The following is an 18,598-nucleotide window of genomic DNA, read 5'->3' on the forward strand; positions in this document are numbered from 1 at the left end:
CGCCGGCAAGACCAGCGTCGCCCGCCACTGGGCCGACACCCGGCGGGTGCCCACCGCGCACATCAGCCTCGACGACGTCCGCGAATGGGTCCGTGCCGGCTTCGCCGACCCGCAGCGCGGCTGGAACGACCACTCCGAGGCCCAGTACCGTCTCGCCCGCCGCACCTGCGGCTTCGCCGCCCGCAACTTCCTCGCCAACGGCATCTCCTGCATCCTCGACGACGCCGTCTTCCCCGACCGCCCGGTCGTCGGCCTCGGCGGCTGGAAGCGCCACGTCGGCCCCGGGCTGCTGCCCGTCGTGCTGCTGCCCGGCCTGGAGATCGTCCTGGAGCGCAACGCCCGCCGCACCGGCAACCGCCGGCTCTCCGACGAGGAGGTCGCCCGCATCCACGGCCGGATGGCCGGCTGGTACGGCTCCGGGCTGCCGATCATCGACAACTCCCAGCACGACGTCGCCACGACGGTGCGGGTGCTGGACGACGTCATCGCCCGCAGCCTCGCCAGCCCGCCCAGCTGGTAGCGGCCGCGTCCCCCGGCCGGACGCCGCCGAACGGCCGAACCCCCGATTCCCCCGTAAGCTCGTGATATGTCCGAGTTGTTCGCAGTGCGGCGCACGCGACTGCGGGACCGCTGCGCGGCAACCGGCAGCACGGCCGCGCTGGTCTCGCGCCCCGCCAATGTCCGCTACCTCACCGGCTGCGCGCCCTCGGGAGCGGTGCTGCTGCTGGGCCCGGCCGGGGACGTCCTGCTGTGCGAGCGGCCGCTGAGCGGTGATCCCTCCGAGGGCCGTCCCCCGGACGACGTGCGGGTGATGCTGCCCGCCCGGGGCGGGGACCCGGTGACCACCGGCGCCGACCGGGCCGCCGGTGACGGCGCGGACACCCTCGCTGTCGAGGAGCACCATCTGACCGTCGCCCGGCACCGCGCCCTCGTCCGCACCGCCCCCCGGCTGCGGCTGACGGACCTGGGCTGCGCCGTCGAGGCCCAGCGGCTGGTCAAGGACGACGACGAGATCGCCTGCCTGCGGATCGCCGCCGAGATCACCGACCAGGCCCTGGGGGAACTGCTCGAATCCATCCTCGTCGGCCGCACCGAGCGCCATCTCGCCCTCGAACTGGACCGCCGGCTCGTCGACCACGGAGCGACCGGACCGGCCTTCCCCACCTCGGTCGCCACCGGCCCCCACTCGGGCCGGCCGGGCCATCTGCCCACCGACCGGCGCGTCGAGGAGGGCGACTTCCTCTCCGTCGGCCTCGGCGCGAACTACCGCGGCTACCGCTGCGAGATCGGCCGGACCTTCGTCATCGGCACCACGCCGGCGGACTGGCAGATCGACCTGTACGACCTGGTGTTCGCGGCCCAGCGGGCGGGCCGGGAGGCGCTGGCGCCGGGCGTGGAGTACCGCGAGGTGGACCGCGTGACCCGCCATGTCCTCGACGCGGCCGGGCACGGCGGGCAGCTGGGCCCGGGGACCGGACACGGCGTCGGACTCGAAATCGACGAGGACCCGCAGCTCTCGCCCGCGGCCATGGGTAAACTGGACGCTTGCGTGCCGGTCACCGTCGAACCGGGGGTTCACCTCCCCGGCCGCGGGGGTGTCCGGATCGACGACACCCTCGTCGTCCGCCCCGAGGCGGACGGCGGGCCCGAGCTACTCACGATCACGACCAAGGAGCTGCTCGCGCTGTGAGCCGGCCGGCTCGCGGCCGTGCGCTTCGAGGTACCCACCACCCGCAGTCCAGGAGATTCCTCAACCGTGGCTTCCACGAACGACCTCAAGAACGGCATGGTGCTCAAGCTCGAAGGCGGCCAGCTCTGGTCCGTCGTCGAGTTCCAGCACGTCAAGCCCGGTAAGGGCCCGGCCTTCGTCCGCACCAAGCTGAAGAACGTGCTCTCCGGCAAGGTGGTGGACAAGACCTTCAACGCCGGCGTGAAGGTCGAGACGGCCACTGTCGACAAGCGCGGGATGCAGTTCTCGTACATGGACGGCGAGTACTTCGTCTTCATGGACATGGACACCTACGACCAGCTGCACATCGACCGCAAGACCGTCGGCGACGCCGCGAACTTCCTCCTGGAGGGCTTCGAGGCCGTCGTGGCGCAGCACGACGGCTCGGTGCTCTACGTCGAGCTGCCCGCCGCCGTCGAGCTGACCATCAAGGAGACCGAGCCGGGCGTCCAGGGCGACCGCTCCACCGGCGGCACCAAGCCCGCCACGCTGGAGACCGGCTACGAGATCCAGGTGCCCCTCTTCATCACCACCGGTGAGAAGATCAAGGTCGACACCCGCTCCGGCGAGTACCTCGGCCGGGTGAACAGCTAACCGTGGCCGCCCGTAACAAGGCCCGTAAACGCGCCTTCCAGATCCTCTTCGAGGCCGACCAGCGCGGCGCCGACGTGCAGTCCGTGCTCGCGGACTGGATGCGGCACGCCCGGACCGATCCCCGGCAGCCCCCGGTCGGCGAGTTCACCCTGGAACTGGTCGAGGGCTACGCGGAGCACATCGCCCGCATCGACGAGCTGCTGTCCACCTACTCCGTGGACTGGCCGCTGGACCGCATGCCGGTCGTCGACCGCAACATCCTGCGGCTCGCCGCGTACGAGCTGATCTGGGTGGACAGCACCCCGGACCCGGTCGTGATCGACGAGGCGGTGCAGCTCGCCAAGGAGTTCTCCACCGACGACTCCCCGGCCTTCGTCAACGGCCTCCTCGGCCGTCTGAAGGAGCTCAAGCCCGGTCTGCGGCGCGAGGCGCGCTGACACACCCCCGGAACGTCACAAGGGCCCGGAGCGATCGCTCCGGGCCCTTGCCGTGCCGGTCCTTCCGCCGTCCCGCCCTGCGCACATGCGCGTACCGCCGCCCCGGTACGGGACCGGGACGGCGGCGGAGCACAACGGGTGAGGGGCGCGGCTCAGATGTCCTCGTGCGCCACCGCGCGGCGGGCGTCGGCGTCCAGCACGCCCCAGCTGATCAGCTGCTCGGTCAGCACCGAGGGCGACTGGTCGTAGATGACCGCGAGGGTGCGCAGATCGTCCTGGCGGATCGAGAGCACCTTGCCGTTGTAGTCGCCGCGCTGGCTCTGGATGGTGGCGGCGTACCGCTGGAGCGGGCCGGCCTTCTCCTCCGGCACGTGGGCCAGGCGCTCCAGGTCGAGCACCAGCTTCGGCGGCGGCTCCGCCGCGCCGCCGGGCGTCGTGCCCGGCAGCAGCTCCTGCACCGGCACGCCGTAGAAGTCCGCCAGCTCGGCGAGGCGCTGCACGGTCACGGCACGGTCGCCGCGCTCGTACGAGCCCACCACCACGGCCTTCCAGCGGCCCTGGGACTTCTCCTCGACGCCGTGGAGAGAGAGGCCCTGCTGGGTGCGGATGGCGCGGAGCTTGGCCCCGAGCTGTTTGGCGTATTCGCTGGACATAAGGCTCCCCGGACGAAGACTGGTAACTCACTGTGAGGTTACGCAGCGTAATCTGCGTTCGTCAAGCCGAACGGGGCAGAGGGTGGCCCGTCAGGGGGGTGCGAAGCCCCCGGAAAGGTCCCTGATAGCCTGAACGCGTCATTCCGACGTCCTTTAAGGTCCGTCCCGTGAGGCGGAGAAGGAGGTCCTTTCCGTATGGACGCACACGGCTCCGGCACACCCGCCGTGCCGCCCGCGCGCCCGGTGCTCGAAGGCCCGGACATCGCGCGGATGCTCACCCGCATCGCCCACGAGATCGTCGAACGCGCCAAGGGCGCCCACGACGTCGTCCTCCTGGGGATTCCCACCCGAGGTGTCCACCTCGCGCACCGCCTGGCGGCCAAGCTGGCGGAGATCACCGGCCGCTCCGTGCCGGTCGGCTCGCTCGACATCACGATGTACCGCGACGACCTGCGCCTGGGCCCGGCCCGCACGCTCGCCCGCACCGACATCCCCGCCGAGGGCATCGAGGGCCGCCTCGTCCTCCTCGTCGACGACGTCCTCTTCTCGGGCCGCACCATCCGTGCCGCGCTGGACGCGCTCGGCGACATCGGGCGCCCGCGCGCCGTCCAGCTCGCCGTCCTGGTCGACCGCGGCCACCGCGAGCTGCCGATCCGCGCCGACTACGTCGGCAAGAACCTCCCCACCTCGCTGCGGGAAACGGTCAAGGTCCAGCTCACCGAGGAGGACGGCAGGGACGCCGTGCTGCTCGGCCAGCGCCCCGCGCCGGTCCGCGCCGAGGCCCCGGCCGCCGAGCGCTGACCACCCCCGCGTACGCCCCCGGGCACCCCTGTGCCCGTTTCCGGACCCGGTGACCCCGGGCCCGCGCCCCCGCCTGCCCGGCACACACCTCCCGCACCCTTCCGCACCCACGGAGAAACCGGATGAAGCGCCACCTCATCTCGGCCGCCGAACTCACCCGTGACGACGCCGTCCTGATCCTCGACACCGCCGAGGAGATGGCCCGGGTCGCCGACCGGCCGATCAAGAAACTCCCCACCCTGCGCGGCCGCACCGTCGTCAACCTCTTCTACGAGGACTCGACCCGCACCCGCATCTCCTTCGAGGCCGCCGCCAAGCGCCTCTCCGCCGACGTCATCAACTTCTCCGCCAAGGGCTCCTCGGTCTCCAAGGGCGAATCGCTCAAGGACACCGCGCTGACCCTGGAGGCGATGGGCGCCGACGCCGTCGTCATCCGCCACCACGACTCCGGCGCCCCCCACCGCCTCGCCACCTCCGGCTGGATCGGCGGCTCCGTCGTCAACGCCGGCGACGGCACCCACGAGCACCCCACCCAGGCCCTGCTCGACGCCTTCACCGTGCGCCGCCGTCTGGTCGGCGAGGCCGGCACCGGCCGCGACCTGTCCGGGCGCCGGATCACCGTCGTCGGCGACATCCTGCACTCCCGCGTCGCCCGGTCCAACGTCCATCTGCTGACCACCCTCGGCGCCGAGGTCACCCTCGTCGCACCGCCCACCCTGCTGCCGGTGGGCGTAGGCCGGTGGCCCTGCGCCGTCTCCTACGACCTGGACGCCGTGCTGCCCACGTCGGACGCGGTGATGATGCTGCGCGTCCAGCGGGAACGGATGAACGCGGCGTTCTTCCCCACCGAGCGCGAGTACGCCCGCCGCTACGGCCTCGACGGCGACCGGATGGCCAAGATGCCCGCACACGCCGTCGTGATGCACCCCGGCCCGATGAACCGCGGCATGGAGATCACCGCCGAGGTCGCCGACTCGCCGCGCTGCACCGCCGTCGAACAGGTCACCAACGGCGTCAGCATCCGTATGGCCGTCCTCTACCTGCTGCTGGGCGGCAACGAGCCCGCCCTCACCGCCGCCACCCCCCGCACCGAGGAGAGCGAGTAACACCATGAGCGACACCAAGAAGACCCTGCTCCGCGGGGCGCGCATCCTCGGCGGCGCACCGCAGGACGTACTGATCGCCGGCGAGAACATCGCCGCCGTCGGCACCGGCCTGGACGCCGACGGCGCCGAGGTGATCGAGACCGGCGGCGCGGTCCTGCTGCCGGGCCTGGTAGACCTGCACACCCATCTGCGCGAGCCCGGCCGGGAGGACTCCGAGACCGTCCTGACCGGTACCCGCGCCGCGGCCTGCGGCGGCTACACCGCCGTCCACGCCATGGCCAACACCTTCCCCGTCGCCGACACCGCCGGCGTCGTCGAGCAGGTCTGGCGGCTGGGCCGCGAGGCGGGCTACTGCGACGTCCAGCCGGTCGGCGCGGTCACCGTCGGCCTGGAGGGCCGCAAGCTCGCCGAACTCGGCGCCATGCACGACTCCGCCGCCGGGGTGCGGGTCTTCTCCGACGACGGCAAGTGCGTCGACGACGCGGTCATCATGCGGCGCGCCCTGGAGTACGTGAAGGCGTTCGACGGCGTCATCGCCCAGCACGCCCAGGAGCCCCGGCTGACCGAGGGCGCCCAGATGAACGAGGGCATCGTCTCCGCCGAGCTGGGCCTGGCCGGCTGGCCGGCCGTCGCCGAGGAGTCGATCATCGCCCGCGACGTGCTGCTCGCCGCGCACGTCGGCTCCCGCGTCCACATCTGCCACCTGTCCACCGCCGGCTCCGTCGAACTGGTCCGCTGGGCGAAGTCCAAGGGCTGGCGCGTCACCGCCGAGGTCACCCCGCACCACCTCCTCCTCACCGACGAGATGGTCCGCTCCTACGACCCGGTCTACAAGGTCAACCCGCCGCTGCGCACCGAGGCCGACGTGCGGGCGCTGCGCGAGGCGCTGGCCGACGGCACCATCGACTGCGTCGCCACCGACCACGCCCCGCACCCGCACGAGGACAAGGACTGCGAGTGGGGCGCGGCCGCCATGGGCATGGTCGGCCTGGAGACCGCGCTCTCCGTCGTGCAGCACACCATGGTCGACACCGGCCTGCTGGACTGGGAGGGCGTCGCCGACCGGATGTCCTTCCGCCCCGCCCGCATCGGCCGCCTCGAAGGCCACGGTCGGCCCATCGCTCCCGGTGAGCCCGCCAACCTCACGCTGGTCGATTCCGCTTACCGTGGAGTCGTGGACCCCGCGGGCTTCGCCTCGCGCAGCCGCAACACCCCCTACCAGGGCCGTGAGCTGCCGGGACGCGTCACCCACACCTTCCTGCGGGGCCGCGCCACGCTCATCGACGGGAAGCTCGCGTGACTCCTCCACTCCTCCATCTGTCCGCCGACCCGCACTCCGCGCCGGTCACCGACTGGGCCGCCCGGATCGGCTGGGTCGCCGGCCTGCTGGTCTTCATCGCCTTCGTCTACTGGCTGATGCGCCAGGGCTGGAAGTGGCGCCGCACGCTCCAGGGCGACCTGCCCGAGCTGCCCGCCGCCCCCGCCGACCCCGGCACTCCGCTGCTCACCCTCAGCGGCCGCTACCACGGCTCCACCACCGCGGGCCAGTGGCTCGACCGGATCGTCGCCCGCGGCCTGGGCACCCGCAGCCGCGCCGAGCTGACCCTCACCGAGCAGGGCCTGGCCGTCGTCCGGCCCGGCGCCGAGGACTTCTTCGTCCCGGCCGCCGCCCTGCGCGGCGCCCGCCTCGACAAGGGCATCGCCGGGAAGGTCCTCCCCGAGGGCGGCCTGCTGGTCGTCACCTGGACCCACGGCGGCAAGGAGATCGACTCCGGCTTCCGCTCCGACCGGGCCGAGGAGCACCCCGCCTGGGTCGCGGCCGTCGGCCGCCTCACCCCCGCCCTCACCACCGCACACACCGAAACGGAAGGCGCACGATGACGACCTCCACCCAGGGGACCCCCAAGATCCCCGCCGTACTCGTCCTGGAGGACGGCCGCACCTTCCGCGGCCGCGCCTACGGGGCCGTGGGGGAGACCTTCGGCGAGGCGGTGTTCAACACCGGCATGACCGGCTACCAGGAGACCCTCACCGACCCCTCCTACCACCGCCAGGTCGTCGTGATGACGTCCCCGCACATCGGCAACACCGGCTGGAACGACGAGGACGACGAGTCCCGCCGCATCTGGGTGTCCGGCTACGTCGTCCGCGACCCCGCCCGCATCCCCTCCAACTGGCGCGCGGTGCGCACCCTCGACGAGGAGCTGACCGCACAGGGCGTCGTCGGCATCCAGGGCGTCGACACCCGGGCGCTGACCCGGCACCTGCGCGAGCGGGGCGCCATGCGCGTCGGCATCTTCTCCGGCGACGCGCTGCCCGACGAGGGCATGATGCTGGCCAAGGTGCGCCAGGCCCCCGAGATGGCGGGCGCCGACCTGTCCGCGCAGGTCGCCACCGAGGAGCCGTACGTCGTCCCCGCCATAGGGGCGAAGCGGTTCACGGTCGCCGCGATCGACCTGGGCATCAAGGGCATGACCCCGCACCGGATGGCCGAGCGCGGCATCGAGGTGCACGTCCTGCCCGCGACCGCCACCGCCGAGGACGTCTACGCGGTGGCCCCGGACGGTGTGTTCTTCTCCAACGGCCCCGGTGACCCGGCCACCGCCGACCACGCCGTCTCCGTGATGCGCGCCGTCCTGGAGCGCGGGACCCCGCTGTTCGGCATCTGCTTCGGCAACCAGGTCCTCGGCCGCGCCCTGGGCTTCGGCACGTACAAGCTCAAGTACGGTCACCGCGGCATCAACCAGCCCGTGCAGGACCGCGCCTCCGGCAAGGTGGAGGTCACCGCGCACAACCACGGGTTCGCCGTCGACGCCCCGCTCGACACGGTCTCCGACACGCCCTACGGCCGCGCCGAGGTCTCCCACGTCTGCCTCAACGACAACGTGGTGGAGGGGCTGCGCCTCCTCGACCGGCCGGCGTTCAGCGTCCAGTACCACCCCGAGGCCGCCGCGGGCCCGCACGACGCCTCCTACCTCTTCGACCGCTTCGTTTCCCTGATGGAGGGCCAGCGTGCCTAAGCGCACCGATATCCAGTCCGTCCTGGTCATCGGCTCCGGCCCGATCGTCATCGGCCAGGCCGCCGAGTTCGACTACTCCGGCACCCAGGCGTGCCGGGTCCTCAAGTCCGAGGGCCTGCGCGTCGTCCTGGTGAACTCCAACCCGGCGACGATCATGACCGACCCGGAGATCGCCGACGCGACCTACGTCGAGCCGATCACCCCCGAGTTCGTCGAGAAGATCATCGCCAAGGAGCGCCCCGACGCGCTGCTGCCCACCCTCGGCGGCCAGACGGCGCTCAACACCGCGATCTCGCTGCACGAGGCCGGCACCCTCGACAAGTACGGCGTCGAGCTGATCGGCGCCAACGTCGAGGCGATCCACAAGGGCGAGGACCGCGACCGCTTCAAGGAGGTCGTCGAGGCCGTCCACGCCAAGATCGGCCACGGCGAGTCCGCCCGCTCGGTGATCTGCCACTCCATGGACGAGGTCCTCGCCGGCGTCGAGGAGCTCGGCGGTTACCCGGTCGTCGTCCGCCCGTCCTTCACCATGGGCGGCGCCGGCTCCGGCTTCGCCCACGACGAGGAGGACCTGCGCCGCATCGCCGGACAGGGCCTGACGCTCTCCCCGACCACCGAGGTCCTCCTGGAGGAGTCCATCCTCGGCTGGAAGGAGTACGAGCTGGAGCTGATGCGCGACCGCAACGACAACGTCGTGGTCGTCTGCTCCATCGAGAACTTCGACCCGATGGGCGTGCACACCGGCGACTCGATCACCGTCGCCCCGGCGATGACGCTGACCGACCGCGAGTACCAGATCCTGCGCGACATCGGCATCGCCGTGATCCGCGAGGTCGGCGTCGACACCGGCGGCTGCAACATCCAGTTCGCGGTCAACCCCGCCGACGGCCGGGTCATCGTCATCGAGATGAACCCCCGCGTCTCGCGCTCCTCGGCACTGGCCTCCAAGGCCACCGGCTTCCCGATCGCGAAGATCGCCGCGCGTCTCGCCGTCGGCTACACCCTCGACGAGATCCCCAACGACATCACCGAGAAGACCCCGGCCTCCTTCGAGCCGGCCCTCGACTACGTCGTCGTCAAGGTCCCCCGCTTCGCGTTCGAGAAGTTTCCGGCCGCGGACGCCACCCTCACCACGACCATGAAGTCGGTCGGCGAGGCCATGGCCATCGGCCGCAACTTCCCCGAGGCGCTGAACAAGGCGCTGCGCTCGCTGGAGAAGAAGGGCAGCCAGTTCGACTTCGGCGGTGAGCCCGGCGACCTCGCCGAGCTGCTGGAGCGGGCCGTCGTCCCCACCGACGGCCGGATCAACACCGTCATGGCCGCGATCCGCGCCGGCGCCACCCCGCAGCAGGTCTTCGACGCCACCAAGATCGACCCGTGGTTCGTCGACCAGCTCTTCCTGATCCACGAGACGGCCCTGGAGATCGCCGCCGCCGACACCCTCGGCCCGGAGATCCTCACCGAGGCGAAACGGTACGGCTTCTCCGACGCGCAGATCGCGGACATCCGCGGACTGCGCGAGGACGTCGTCCGCGAGGTCCGCCACGCGCTCGGCCTCCGCCCCGTCTACAAGACCGTCGACACCTGCGCCGCCGAGTTCGCCGCGCGGACCCCGTACTTCTACTCGTCCTACGACGAGGAGTCCGAGGTCGCCCCGCGCGAGAAGCCCGCCGTGATCATCCTCGGCTCGGGCCCCAATCGCATCGGCCAGGGCATCGAGTTCGACTACTCCTGCGTCCACGCCTCCTTCGCGCTCAGCGACGCCGGGTACGAGACCGTGATGGTCAACTGCAACCCGGAGACCGTCTCCACCGACTACGACACCTCCGACCGGCTCTACTTCGAGCCGCTCACCCTGGAGGACGTCCTGGAGATCGTCCACGCCGAGACCCAGGCCGGACCGGTCGCCGGCGTCGTCGTCCAGCTCGGCGGCCAGACCCCGCTCGGCCTCGCCCAGGCCCTCAAGGACAACGGCGTGCCCATCGTCGGCACCTCGCCCGAGGCGATCGACCTCGCCGAGGAGCGCGGCGCCTTCGGCCGCGTCCTGACCGAGGCGGGTCTGCCGGCCCCCAAGTACGGCACCGCCTTCTCCTTCGACCAGGCCAAGGAGATCGCCGCCGAGATCGGCTACCCGGTCATGGTCCGGCCCTCCTACGTGCTCGGCGGCCGCGGCATGGAGATCGTCTACGACGAGCCCTCCCTCGGCGGCTACCTGGAGCGCCACGCCGGCCTGATCGACCAGCACCCCGTGCTGATCGACCGCTTCCTCGACGACGCCATCGAGATCGACGTCGACGCCCTCTACGACGGCCGTGAGCTCTACCTCGGCGGCGTCATGGAGCACATCGAGGAGGCCGGCATCCACTCCGGCGACTCCGCCTGCGCCCTGCCCCCCATCACCCTGGGCGGGTACGACATCAAGCGGCTGCGCGCCTCGACGGAGGCCATCGCCAAGGGCGTCGGCGTCCGCGGCCTGATCAACATCCAGTTCGCGATGGCCGGGGACATCCTCTACGTCCTGGAGGCCAACCCCCGCGCCTCGCGCACCGTGCCCTTCACCTCGAAGGCGACCGCGGTGCCGCTGGCCAAGGCCGCCGCCCGCATCTCGCTCGGCGCCACCATCGCCGAACTGCGCGCCGAGGGCATGCTCCCGAAGAACGGCGACGGCGGCACCCTGCCGCTGGACGCGCCGATCTCCGTCAAGGAGGCCGTCCTGCCCTGGTCGCGCTTCCGCGACGCCTCCGGCCGCGGCGTGGACACCGTCCTCGGCCCGGAGATGCGCTCCACCGGCGAGGTCATGGGCATCGACTCGGTCTTCGGCACCGCGTACGCCAAGTCGCAGTCCGGGGCGTACGGCGCGCTGCCCACCAAGGGCCGGGCCTTCGTCTCCGTCGCCAACCGCGACAAGCGCTCGATGATCTTCCCGGCGCGTGAGCTCGTCGCCCACGGCTTCGAACTGCTCGCCACCTCCGGCACCGCCGAGGTGCTGCGCCGCAACGGCATCACCGCCACCGTGGTCCGCAAGCACTCCGAGGGCGAGGGCCCGAACGGCGAGAAGACCATCGTCCAGCTCATCCACGCCGGCGAGGTCGACCTCATCGTCAACACCCCGTACGGCACCGGCGGCCGCCTCGACGGCTACGACATCCGCACCGCCTCGGTCGCCCGCGGCGTCCCCTGCCTGACCACGGTCCAGGCGCTGGCGGCGGCCGTCCAGGGCATCGAGGCCATGAACCGCGGTGACGTCGGCGTCAGGTCGCTCCAGGAACACGCGGAACGCCTGACCGCGGCCCGCGACTGACGGCAGGCCCACGAGGGGGACACCGACCGGTGTCCCCCTCGTCATGAGACGCGCCCCTCCCAGGACACCACGGACACCACCATGTACAGCCTCTTCTTCCGCCTCTTCTTCCGCCGCATGGACCCCGAGCGGGCCCACCACCTGGCCTTCTCCTGGATCCGCCGCACCGCGCGCATCCCCGTCCTGCGCACCTTCGCCGCCGCCGTCCTCGCGCCCCGCCACAAGGAACTGCGCGTCGAGGCGCTGGGCCGCCGGATGCACGGGCCGTTCGGCCTGGCCGCGGGCTTCGACAAGAACGCCGCCGCCATCGACGGCATGGCGATGCTCGGCTTCGACCATGTCGAGATCGGCACCGTCACCGCCCAGGCGCAGCCCGGCAACCCCCGCAAGCGCCTCTTCCGGCTCGTCCCGGACCGCGCGCTGATCAACCGCATGGGCTTCAACAACGAGGGCTCCGCCGCGGTCGCCGCCCGGCTCGCCGCCCGCAGGCCCGTCTTCCCGACCACCGTCGGCGTCAACATCGGCAAGACCAAGATCGTCCCGGAGGAGGAGGCCGTCGCCGACTACGTCACCTCCACCGAACGCCTCGCCCGGCACGCCGACTACCTCGTCGTCAACGTCTCGTCGCCCAACACGCCCGGACTGCGCGACCTCCAGGCCACCGACCACCTCCGCCCGCTGCTGACCGCCGTCCGCGAGGCCGCCGACCGCACGGTGACCGGCCGCCGGGTGCCGCTGCTGGTGAAGATCGCCCCGGACCTCGCCGACGAGGACATCGACGCCGTCGCCGACCTCGCCCTCGAACTCGGCCTCGACGGCATCATCGCCACCAACACCACCATCGCCCGCGAGGGCCTGGGCCTGGTCTCCGACCCCGCCCTGGTGGCGGAGACCGGCGGGCTGTCCGGCCGCCCCGTCAAGGAACGCTCCCTGGAGGTGCTGCGCCGCCTCTACGCCCGCGTCGGCGACCGCATCACCCTCATCGGCGTCGGCGGCGTCGAGGACGCCGAGGACGTCTGGCGGCGCATCCTCGCCGGCGCCACGCTCGTCCAGGGCTACAGCGCCTTCATCTACGAGGGCCCCTTCTGGTGCCGTGCCGTCCACAAGGGACTCGCCGAGCGCCTGCGCACCAGCCCCTACGCCACCCTCGCCGACGCGGTCGGCGCGGACCACAGGAAGGCCACCGCATGACCCAGCAGCCCTTCGGAACCCGGCTGCGCCACGCCATGGACACCCGCGGCCCGCTGTGCGTCGGCATCGACCCGCACGCCTCCCTCCTGACCGACTGGGGCCTGGACGACGACATCGCGGGCCTGGAGCGGTTCACCCGTACGGTGGTGGAGGCCCTGGCCGACCGCGTGGCCGTCCTCAAGCCGCAGTCCGCGTTCTTCGAGCGTTTCGGCTCGCGCGGGATCGCCGTCCTGGAGGCCGCGGTGGCCGAGGCCCGCGCCGCCGGCGCCCTGGTCGTCATGGACGCCAAGCGGGGCGACATCGGCTCCACCATGGCCGCCTACGCCGCCGCCTACCTCGACCCGGCGTCCCCGCTGTTCTCCGACGCCCTCACGGTCAGCCCCTACCTCGGTTACGGCGCGCTGCGCCCGGCCGTGGACCTGGCGCGCGAGCACGGCTGCGGCCTGTTCACCCTCGCCCTGACGTCGAACCCGGAGGGCGCCGAGGTGCAGCGCGCGGTCCGGGCGGACGGCCGCGGTGTGGCCGCCACGGTGCTCGGGCACCTGAAGGCCGAGAACGCGGGGGCCGCGCCGCTGGGCTCCTTCGGCGCGGTCGTCGGCGCCACGCTGGGCGACCTGTCCGCCTTCGACCTGGACGTCAACGGGCCGCTGCTGGCCCCCGGCATCGGCGCGCAGGGTGCCACCGCCGCCGACCTGCCCGCGGTCTTCGGCGCGGCGGCCCGCAACGTCGTGCCGAGCGTCAGCAGGGGGGTGCTGCGGCACGGTCCGGACACCGCCGCGCTGCGCGACGCGGCGGCGCGATGGGCCCGTGAGGTGCGCGAGGCCCTCGGATAGCGAGGATTTTTGTACCGAATTGTCCTGGTCGGCAGAGTCTGACCAGGACTTTTCGTTCGTTCTCGCTGACTCAGGCGCCCTCGGCCGCTAGTCTCCGACGAGAGCAGTGCACGTAAGAGCGTTGCTCGTTGCTCCGCCGGTGAGGTGCGACTAGGTTCCACACCGGTCCGTATCCGACAGTTCGACATCCGAGGTGACGTAGGCGTGGCTCTTCCGCCCCTTACCCCTGAACAGCGCGCAGCCGCGCTCGAAAAGGCCGCCGCGGCTCGCCGGGAGCGCGCCGAGGTCAAGAATCGGCTCAAGCACTCCGGTGCTTCCCTTCATGACGTCATCAAGCAGGGACAGGTGAACGACGTCATCGGCAAGATGAAGGTCTCCGCGCTCCTGGAGTCCCTGCCCGGCGTCGGCAAGGTCCGCGCCAAGCAGATCATGGAGCGGCTCGGTATCTCCGAGAGCCGCCGCGTCCGTGGCCTGGGCTCCAACCAGATCGCCTCCCTTGAGCGCGAGTTCGGTGGCGCGTCGGGCTGAGTTTCCCGGCAGCACCGGGGAGCTGGAATAATCGCTGCATGAGTTCTGCAGTCTCCCGGGGGGCAACCCCGGCGCCCCCGGTCGGACGACCGCGGCTGACCGTGCTCTCCGGCCCCTCCGGGGTCGGCAAGAGCACGGTCGTCGCGCACCTGCGCAAGGTCCATCCCGAGATCTGGCTCTCCGTCTCGGCCACCACCCGCAGGCCCCGCCCCGGGGAGCGGGACGGCGTCCAGTACTTCTTCGTCGACGACGAGCAGTTCGACAAGCTCGTCGCCAACGGTGAGCTGCTGGAATGGGCCGAGTTCGCCGGCAACCGCTACGGCACCCCCCGTCGGGCGGTCATGGAACGCCTGGAGTCCGGCGAGCCGGTCCTCCTGGAGATCGACCTCCAGGGCGCCCGGCAGGTCCGCGAGTCCATGCCGGACGCCCGGCTGGTCTTCCTGGCCCCGCCGAGCTGGGACGAGCTGGTCCGCCGGCTCACCGGCCGCGGCACCGAGGCCCCCGAGGTGATCGAACGCCGCCTGGAGGCCGCCACCACCGAACTCGCCGCCGAGCCGGAGTTCGACACCACCCTGGTCAACACCTCCGTCGAGGACGTCAGCCGTGAGCTGCTAGCCTTGATGCTGCGTCGGCCCGGGGACGGCGACGCCGCCGGCGACTGAGACGCAGGCCCCGGCCGCCCCGGATTCTTCGCTTTACCGGCTCCATACCCCTTCGGAAGGCAGAGAGTGTCCTCTTCCATCACCGCGCCCGAGGGCATCATCAACCCGCCGATTGATGAGCTGCTCGAGGCCACCGACTCGAAGTACAGCCTCGTGATCTACGCGGCCAAGCGTGCCCGGCAGATCAACGCGTACTACTCGCAGCTCGGCGAGGGCCTGCTGGAGTACGTCGGCCCGCTCGTGGACACCCACGTGCACGAGAAGCCCCTGTCGATCGCGCTCCGCGAGATCAACGCGGGTCTGCTGACCTCCGAGTCCGTCGAGGGCCCCGCCCAGTAGGGCGAGGCCGTCACACCCTTGTCACCAGGGGCCCGGCAGCGCGGCTGCCGGGCCCCTGGTGTGTCATAGGGAGGACACGTTGGCAACGAGCTCGGGGAGCTGCGAAGCGATGGACAAGCCGGATGCGCCGAAGGTCGTCCTGGGGGTCAGCGGCGGCATCGCCGCCTACAAGGCGTGCGAGCTGCTGCGGCGGCTGACGGAGTCCGGGCACGACGTCCGGGTCGTGCCCACCGCCTCCTCGCTCCACTTCGTCGGCGAGGCCACCTGGGCGGCGCTCTCCGGCAAACCGGCCGCGACCGAGGTCTGGGAGACCGTCCACGAGGTCCCGCACGTCCGCATCGGCCAGCACGCCGACCTCGTCGTCGTCGCCCCCGCCACCGCCGACATGCTCGCCAAGGCCGCCCACGGCATCGCCGACGACCTGCTGACCAACACCCTGCTCACCGCGCGCTGCCCGGTCGTCTTCGCGCCCGCGATGCACACCGAGATGTGGGAGCACCCCGCGACCCAGGAGAACGTCGCCACGCTGCGCCGGCGCGGCGCCCTCGTCATCGAGCCCGCCGTCGGCCGCCTCACCGGCGCCGACACCGGCAAGGGCCGCTTCCCCGACCCGGAGGCGGTCTTCGAGTTCTGCCGCCGGGTCCTGGCCCGCGGCCCGAAGGCCGCCGTCACCGACCTCGCCGGGCGCCATGTCCTGGTCAGCGCGGGCGGCACCCGCGAACCCCTGGACCCGGTCCGCTACCTCGGCAACCGCTCCTCCGGCCGGCAGGGCTACGCCCTCGCCCGCACCGCGGCGGCCCGCGGCGCCCGGGTCACCCTGGTCGCCGGCAACACCGAACTGCCCGACCCGGCCGGCGTCGACGTGGTCCGCGTCGGCACCGCCGTCCAGCTGCGCGACGCGGTCCGCGCCGCGGCGCCGGACGCCGACGCGGTCGTGATGGCGGCGGCGGTCGCCGATTTCCGGCCCGCTTCGTACGCCCCCGGCAAGATCAAGAAGCGGGACGGCCACGAGCCGGAACCGGTCGCCCTGGTCCGGAATCCGGACGTTCTCGCCGAGCTGTCCGCCGACCGGGCACGCCCCGGCCAGATCGTCGTCGGCTTCGCGGCCGAGACCGACGACGTGCTCGCCAACGGGCGCGCCAAGCTCGCCCGCAAGGGCTGTGACCTGCTGGTCGTCAACGAGGTGGGCGAGAACAGGACGTTCGGCTCGGCGGAGAACGAGGCCGTGGTCCTCGCCGCCGACGGCACCGAGACCCCGGTGCCGCACGGCCCCAAGGAGGCCCTGGCGGACACCGTCTGGGACCTCGTCGCCGCCCGCCTCGCCCCGCCGCGGGCCTGACCGTCGAGATCGAGCCACCGCCCGGACGGACACCGGTGCGCCCCCTTGACCGGGCGCTCCGGACGGTTGATCGTCCTCCCGTGGACCGTGGTGTTCCAGGTCACGACGGTTCCGCAAATCGAGACTGTGTGCCCGAAGCTCGCACACGACCGATAAACTGGCCGTGGATCGGGCCGAGCGCAGCTCTCGGCCGTTCTGCCATTGATCAGCCAGCAGCCGCTGCAACCCCAGGGAGCGATGTGTCCCGCCGCCTCTTCACCTCGGAGTCCGTCACCGAGGGCCACCCCGACAAGATCGCTGACCAGATCAGCGACACGATCCTCGACGCGCTCCTGAAGGAGGACCCGACCTCCCGGGTCGCCGTGGAGACGTTGATCACCACCGGTCTGGTGCACGTGGCCGGCGAGGTGACGACGAAGGCGTACGCCGACATCCCCAACCTTGTGCGCAACAAGATCCTGGAGATCGGCTACGACTCGTCCAAGAAGGGCTTCGACGGCGCCTCCTGCGGCGTCTCCGTCTCCATCGGCGCGCAGTCCCCGGACATCGCACAGGGCGTCGACACCGCCTACGAGAACCGCGTCGAGGGCGACGACGACGAGCTGGACAAGCAGGGCGCGGGCGACCAGGGCCTGATGTTCGGCTTCGCCTGCGACGAGACCCCGGAGCTGCTGCCGCTCCCGATCTTCCTCGCGCACCGCCTCTCGCGCCGGCTCTCCGAGGTCCGCAAGAACGGCACCATCCCCTACCTGCGCCCCGACGGCAAGACCCAGGTCACCATCGAGTACGACGGCCACAAGGCCGTCCGCCTCGACACCGTCGTCGTCTCCTCGCAGCACGCCTCCGACATCGACCTGGACTCGCTGCTCGCCCCCGACATCCGCGAGTTCGTCGTCGAGCACGTCCTCAAGGAGCTGGTCGAGGAGGGCATCAAGCTCGACACCGACGGCTACCGCCTGCTGGTGAACCCCACCGGCCGCTTCGAGATCGGCGGCCCCATGGGCGACGCCGGCCTCACCGGCCGCAAGATCATCATCGACACCTACGGCGGCATGGCCCGCCACGGCGGCGGCGCCTTCTCCGGCAAGGACCCGTCCAAGGTCGACCGCTCCGCCGCCTACGCCATGCGCTGGGTCGCCAAGAACGTCGTCGCGGCGGGCCTCGCCTCCCGCTGCGAGGTCCAGGTCGCCTACGCCATCGGCAAGGCCGAGCCCGTCGGCCTCTTCGTCGAGACCTTCGGCACCGCCGCGGTGGACGTCGAGAAGATCGAGACGGCCATCTCCGAGGTCTTCGACCTCCGCCCGGCCGCCATCATCCGCGACCTCGACCTGCTGCGCCCGATCTACGCGCGCACCGCCGCCTACGGCCACTTCGGCCGCGAGGAGGACGGCTTCACCTGGGAGCGCACCGACCGCGTCGACGCCCTCCGCAAGGCGGCCGGCCTCTGAGCCCCGCACCCCGCACCGCGTTCTGACCCGCGGCCCCGGAACCGTTCTGCGGTCCGGGGCCGCGGTCGTGCGCCCGCCCGCTGTCAGTGGGGTCTGCTAAGACTGGAGCTGTGAGCAGGGAGAACGGGCGGCGGGCGGCGGACGCGGGCGAGCAGCTGGCCCTCATCCGGGAGACCGTACGGGAGACCAGGGCGTCACGCGCCAGACCACGGACGTGGCGGGGGGCCGAGCTGGCCGCCGAGCTGCCGGTCGCCCGCGTCCTCGTCGACAAGGGCCTGGTCCACCTCGACCGCTACTTCGACTACGCGGTGCCCGCCGCCATGGACGCCGAGGCGCAGCCCGGCGTGCGGGTACGGGTGCGGTTCGGCGCGGGCGAGAAGGGGGGCCGCCGCGAGGGCGGCAAGCTCGTCAACGGCTTCATCGTGGAACGCGCCGCCGAGAGCGACTTCCGGGGCGTCCTCGCCCCCCTCGCCCAGGTGCTCTCGCCCGAACGCGTCCTGACACCCGCGCTGCTCGCCCTGTGCCGCGCGGTCGCCGACCGCTACGCCGGCACCCTCGCCGACGTCGTCCAGCTCGCCGTACCGCCCCGCAGGGCCCGGGTGGAGGCCGAGCCGTCG

General features: G+C 72.0%; 19 protein-coding genes. 18 read left to right on the forward strand and 1 reads right to left on the reverse strand.

Features of this window, described 5'->3' with window-relative positions; genetic code table 11:
* From AC51EU_RS15050 to nusB, 4 genes are all read left to right on the forward strand, one after another.
* Positions 1-520 (forward strand): P-loop nucleotide/nucleoside kinase family protein (locus tag AC51EU_RS15050; protein ID WP_496267420.1); only part of this gene is annotated, 520 nt, incomplete at its 5' end.
* Positions 521-586: 66 nt separating this feature from the next.
* Positions 587-1,690 carry an aminopeptidase P family protein gene (locus AC51EU_RS15055; RefSeq protein ID WP_496267421.1) on the forward strand — a complete coding sequence of 368 codons (1,104 nt, stop codon included), beginning with the start codon at positions 587-589 and terminating at the stop codon, positions 1,688-1,690.
* 66 nt (positions 1,691-1,756) lie between these two features.
* On the forward strand, positions 1,757-2,323 hold the full coding sequence (gene efp / locus AC51EU_RS15060; protein ID WP_496267422.1) for an elongation factor P: 567 nt from the start codon (positions 1,757-1,759) through the stop codon (positions 2,321-2,323).
* Between the two features lie 2 nt (positions 2,324-2,325).
* Entirely contained in the window at positions 2,326-2,760 is a 435-nt protein-coding gene (gene nusB / locus AC51EU_RS15065) for a transcription antitermination factor NusB (RefSeq protein WP_496267423.1), read from the forward strand.
* A gap of 152 nt (positions 2,761-2,912) precedes the next feature.
* Here nusB and bldD read toward each other — a convergent pair whose 3' ends face one another.
* Positions 2,913-3,413, reverse strand: coding sequence for a transcriptional regulator BldD (gene bldD, locus AC51EU_RS15070; RefSeq protein WP_496267424.1), 501 nt, complete (start codon positions 3,411-3,413; stop codon positions 2,913-2,915).
* 195 nt (positions 3,414-3,608) lie between these two features.
* Here bldD and pyrR point away from each other — a divergent pair, with 195 nt between their 5' ends.
* From pyrR to AC51EU_RS15140, 14 genes are all read left to right on the forward strand, one after another.
* Positions 3,609-4,214, forward strand: a complete 606-nt coding sequence (pyrR, locus tag AC51EU_RS15075; RefSeq protein ID WP_496267425.1) for a bifunctional pyr operon transcriptional regulator/uracil phosphoribosyltransferase PyrR — start codon at positions 3,609-3,611, stop codon at positions 4,212-4,214.
* A 122-nt stretch (positions 4,215-4,336) separates the two neighbouring features.
* Positions 4,337-5,320, forward strand: coding sequence for an aspartate carbamoyltransferase catalytic subunit (locus AC51EU_RS15080; RefSeq protein ID WP_496267426.1), 984 nt, complete (start codon positions 4,337-4,339; stop codon positions 5,318-5,320).
* A gap of 4 nt (positions 5,321-5,324) precedes the next feature.
* Positions 5,325-6,620, forward strand: a complete 1,296-nt coding sequence (locus AC51EU_RS15085; RefSeq protein WP_496267427.1) for a dihydroorotase — start codon at positions 5,325-5,327, stop codon at positions 6,618-6,620.
* Positions 6,617-7,201, forward strand: coding sequence for a PH-like domain-containing protein (locus tag AC51EU_RS15090; RefSeq protein ID WP_496267428.1), 585 nt, complete (start codon positions 6,617-6,619; stop codon positions 7,199-7,201). Before AC51EU_RS15085 ends, AC51EU_RS15090 begins: the two co-directional genes overlap by 4 nt.
* Complete coding sequence (gene carA, locus AC51EU_RS15095) at positions 7,198-8,340, forward strand: glutamine-hydrolyzing carbamoyl-phosphate synthase small subunit (RefSeq protein ID WP_496267429.1); 1,143 nt, start codon at positions 7,198-7,200, stop codon at positions 8,338-8,340. The genes AC51EU_RS15090 and carA overlap by 4 nt, the downstream gene beginning before the upstream one ends.
* Entirely contained in the window at positions 8,333-11,641 is a 3,309-nt protein-coding gene (carB, locus tag AC51EU_RS15100) for a carbamoyl-phosphate synthase large subunit (protein ID WP_496267430.1), read from the forward strand. Before carA ends, carB begins: the two co-directional genes overlap by 8 nt.
* Positions 11,642-11,722: 81 nt before the next feature.
* Positions 11,723-12,832, forward strand: a complete 1,110-nt coding sequence (locus AC51EU_RS15105) for a quinone-dependent dihydroorotate dehydrogenase (RefSeq protein ID WP_496267431.1) — start codon at positions 11,723-11,725, stop codon at positions 12,830-12,832.
* Positions 12,829-13,665, forward strand: a complete 837-nt coding sequence (gene pyrF, locus AC51EU_RS15110; RefSeq protein WP_496267432.1) for an orotidine-5'-phosphate decarboxylase — start codon at positions 12,829-12,831, stop codon at positions 13,663-13,665. Before AC51EU_RS15105 ends, pyrF begins: the two co-directional genes overlap by 4 nt.
* A gap of 204 nt (positions 13,666-13,869) precedes the next feature.
* Positions 13,870-14,193, forward strand: coding sequence for an integration host factor (locus tag AC51EU_RS15115; RefSeq protein WP_496267433.1), 324 nt, complete (start codon positions 13,870-13,872; stop codon positions 14,191-14,193).
* A gap of 38 nt (positions 14,194-14,231) precedes the next feature.
* Positions 14,232-14,855, forward strand: a complete 624-nt coding sequence (gmk, locus tag AC51EU_RS15120) for a guanylate kinase (RefSeq protein ID WP_496267434.1) — start codon at positions 14,232-14,234, stop codon at positions 14,853-14,855.
* Between the two features lie 66 nt (positions 14,856-14,921).
* A complete protein-coding gene (gene rpoZ / locus AC51EU_RS15125; RefSeq protein WP_200421180.1) occupies positions 14,922-15,194 on the forward strand; it encodes a DNA-directed RNA polymerase subunit omega in 273 nt (90 codons plus the stop codon).
* Between the two features lie 109 nt (positions 15,195-15,303).
* Complete coding sequence (gene coaBC / locus AC51EU_RS15130) at positions 15,304-16,533, forward strand: bifunctional phosphopantothenoylcysteine decarboxylase/phosphopantothenate--cysteine ligase CoaBC (protein ID WP_496267435.1); 1,230 nt, start codon at positions 15,304-15,306, stop codon at positions 16,531-16,533.
* A 239-nt stretch (positions 16,534-16,772) separates the two neighbouring features.
* On the forward strand, positions 16,773-17,981 hold the full coding sequence (gene metK / locus AC51EU_RS15135) for a methionine adenosyltransferase (RefSeq protein ID WP_496267436.1): 1,209 nt from the start codon (positions 16,773-16,775) through the stop codon (positions 17,979-17,981).
* A gap of 110 nt (positions 17,982-18,091) precedes the next feature.
* A partial coding sequence (locus AC51EU_RS15140; RefSeq protein ID WP_496267437.1) for a primosomal protein N' family DNA-binding protein occupies positions 18,092-18,598 on the forward strand: 507 nt, incomplete at its 3' end.

It is taken from the genome of Candidatus Streptomyces philanthi, assembly GCF_059553635.1.

Coding starts and splice junctions, on each gene's coding strand:
- AC51EU_RS15085 (WP_496267427.1), top strand. CDS start 5,325: ATGAGCGACACCAAGAAGACCCTGCTCCGCGGGGCGCGCATCCTCGGC.
- gmk (WP_496267434.1), top strand. CDS start 14,232: ATGAGTTCTGCAGTCTCCCGGGGGGCAACCCCGGCGCCCCCGGTCGGA.
- AC51EU_RS15080 (WP_496267426.1), top strand. CDS start 4,337: ATGAAGCGCCACCTCATCTCGGCCGCCGAACTCACCCGTGACGACGCC.
- bldD (WP_496267424.1), bottom strand. CDS start 3,413: ATGTCCAGCGAATACGCCAAACAGCTCGGGGCCAAGCTCCGCGCCATC.
- pyrR (WP_496267425.1), top strand. CDS start 3,609: ATGGACGCACACGGCTCCGGCACACCCGCCGTGCCGCCCGCGCGCCCG.
- AC51EU_RS15055 (WP_496267421.1), top strand. CDS start 587: ATGTCCGAGTTGTTCGCAGTGCGGCGCACGCGACTGCGGGACCGCTGC.
- AC51EU_RS15105 (WP_496267431.1), top strand. CDS start 11,723: ATGTACAGCCTCTTCTTCCGCCTCTTCTTCCGCCGCATGGACCCCGAG.
- carA (WP_496267429.1), top strand. CDS start 7,198: ATGACGACCTCCACCCAGGGGACCCCCAAGATCCCCGCCGTACTCGTC.
- pyrF (WP_496267432.1), top strand. CDS start 12,829: ATGACCCAGCAGCCCTTCGGAACCCGGCTGCGCCACGCCATGGACACC.
- coaBC (WP_496267435.1), top strand. CDS start 15,304: ATGGACAAGCCGGATGCGCCGAAGGTCGTCCTGGGGGTCAGCGGCGGC.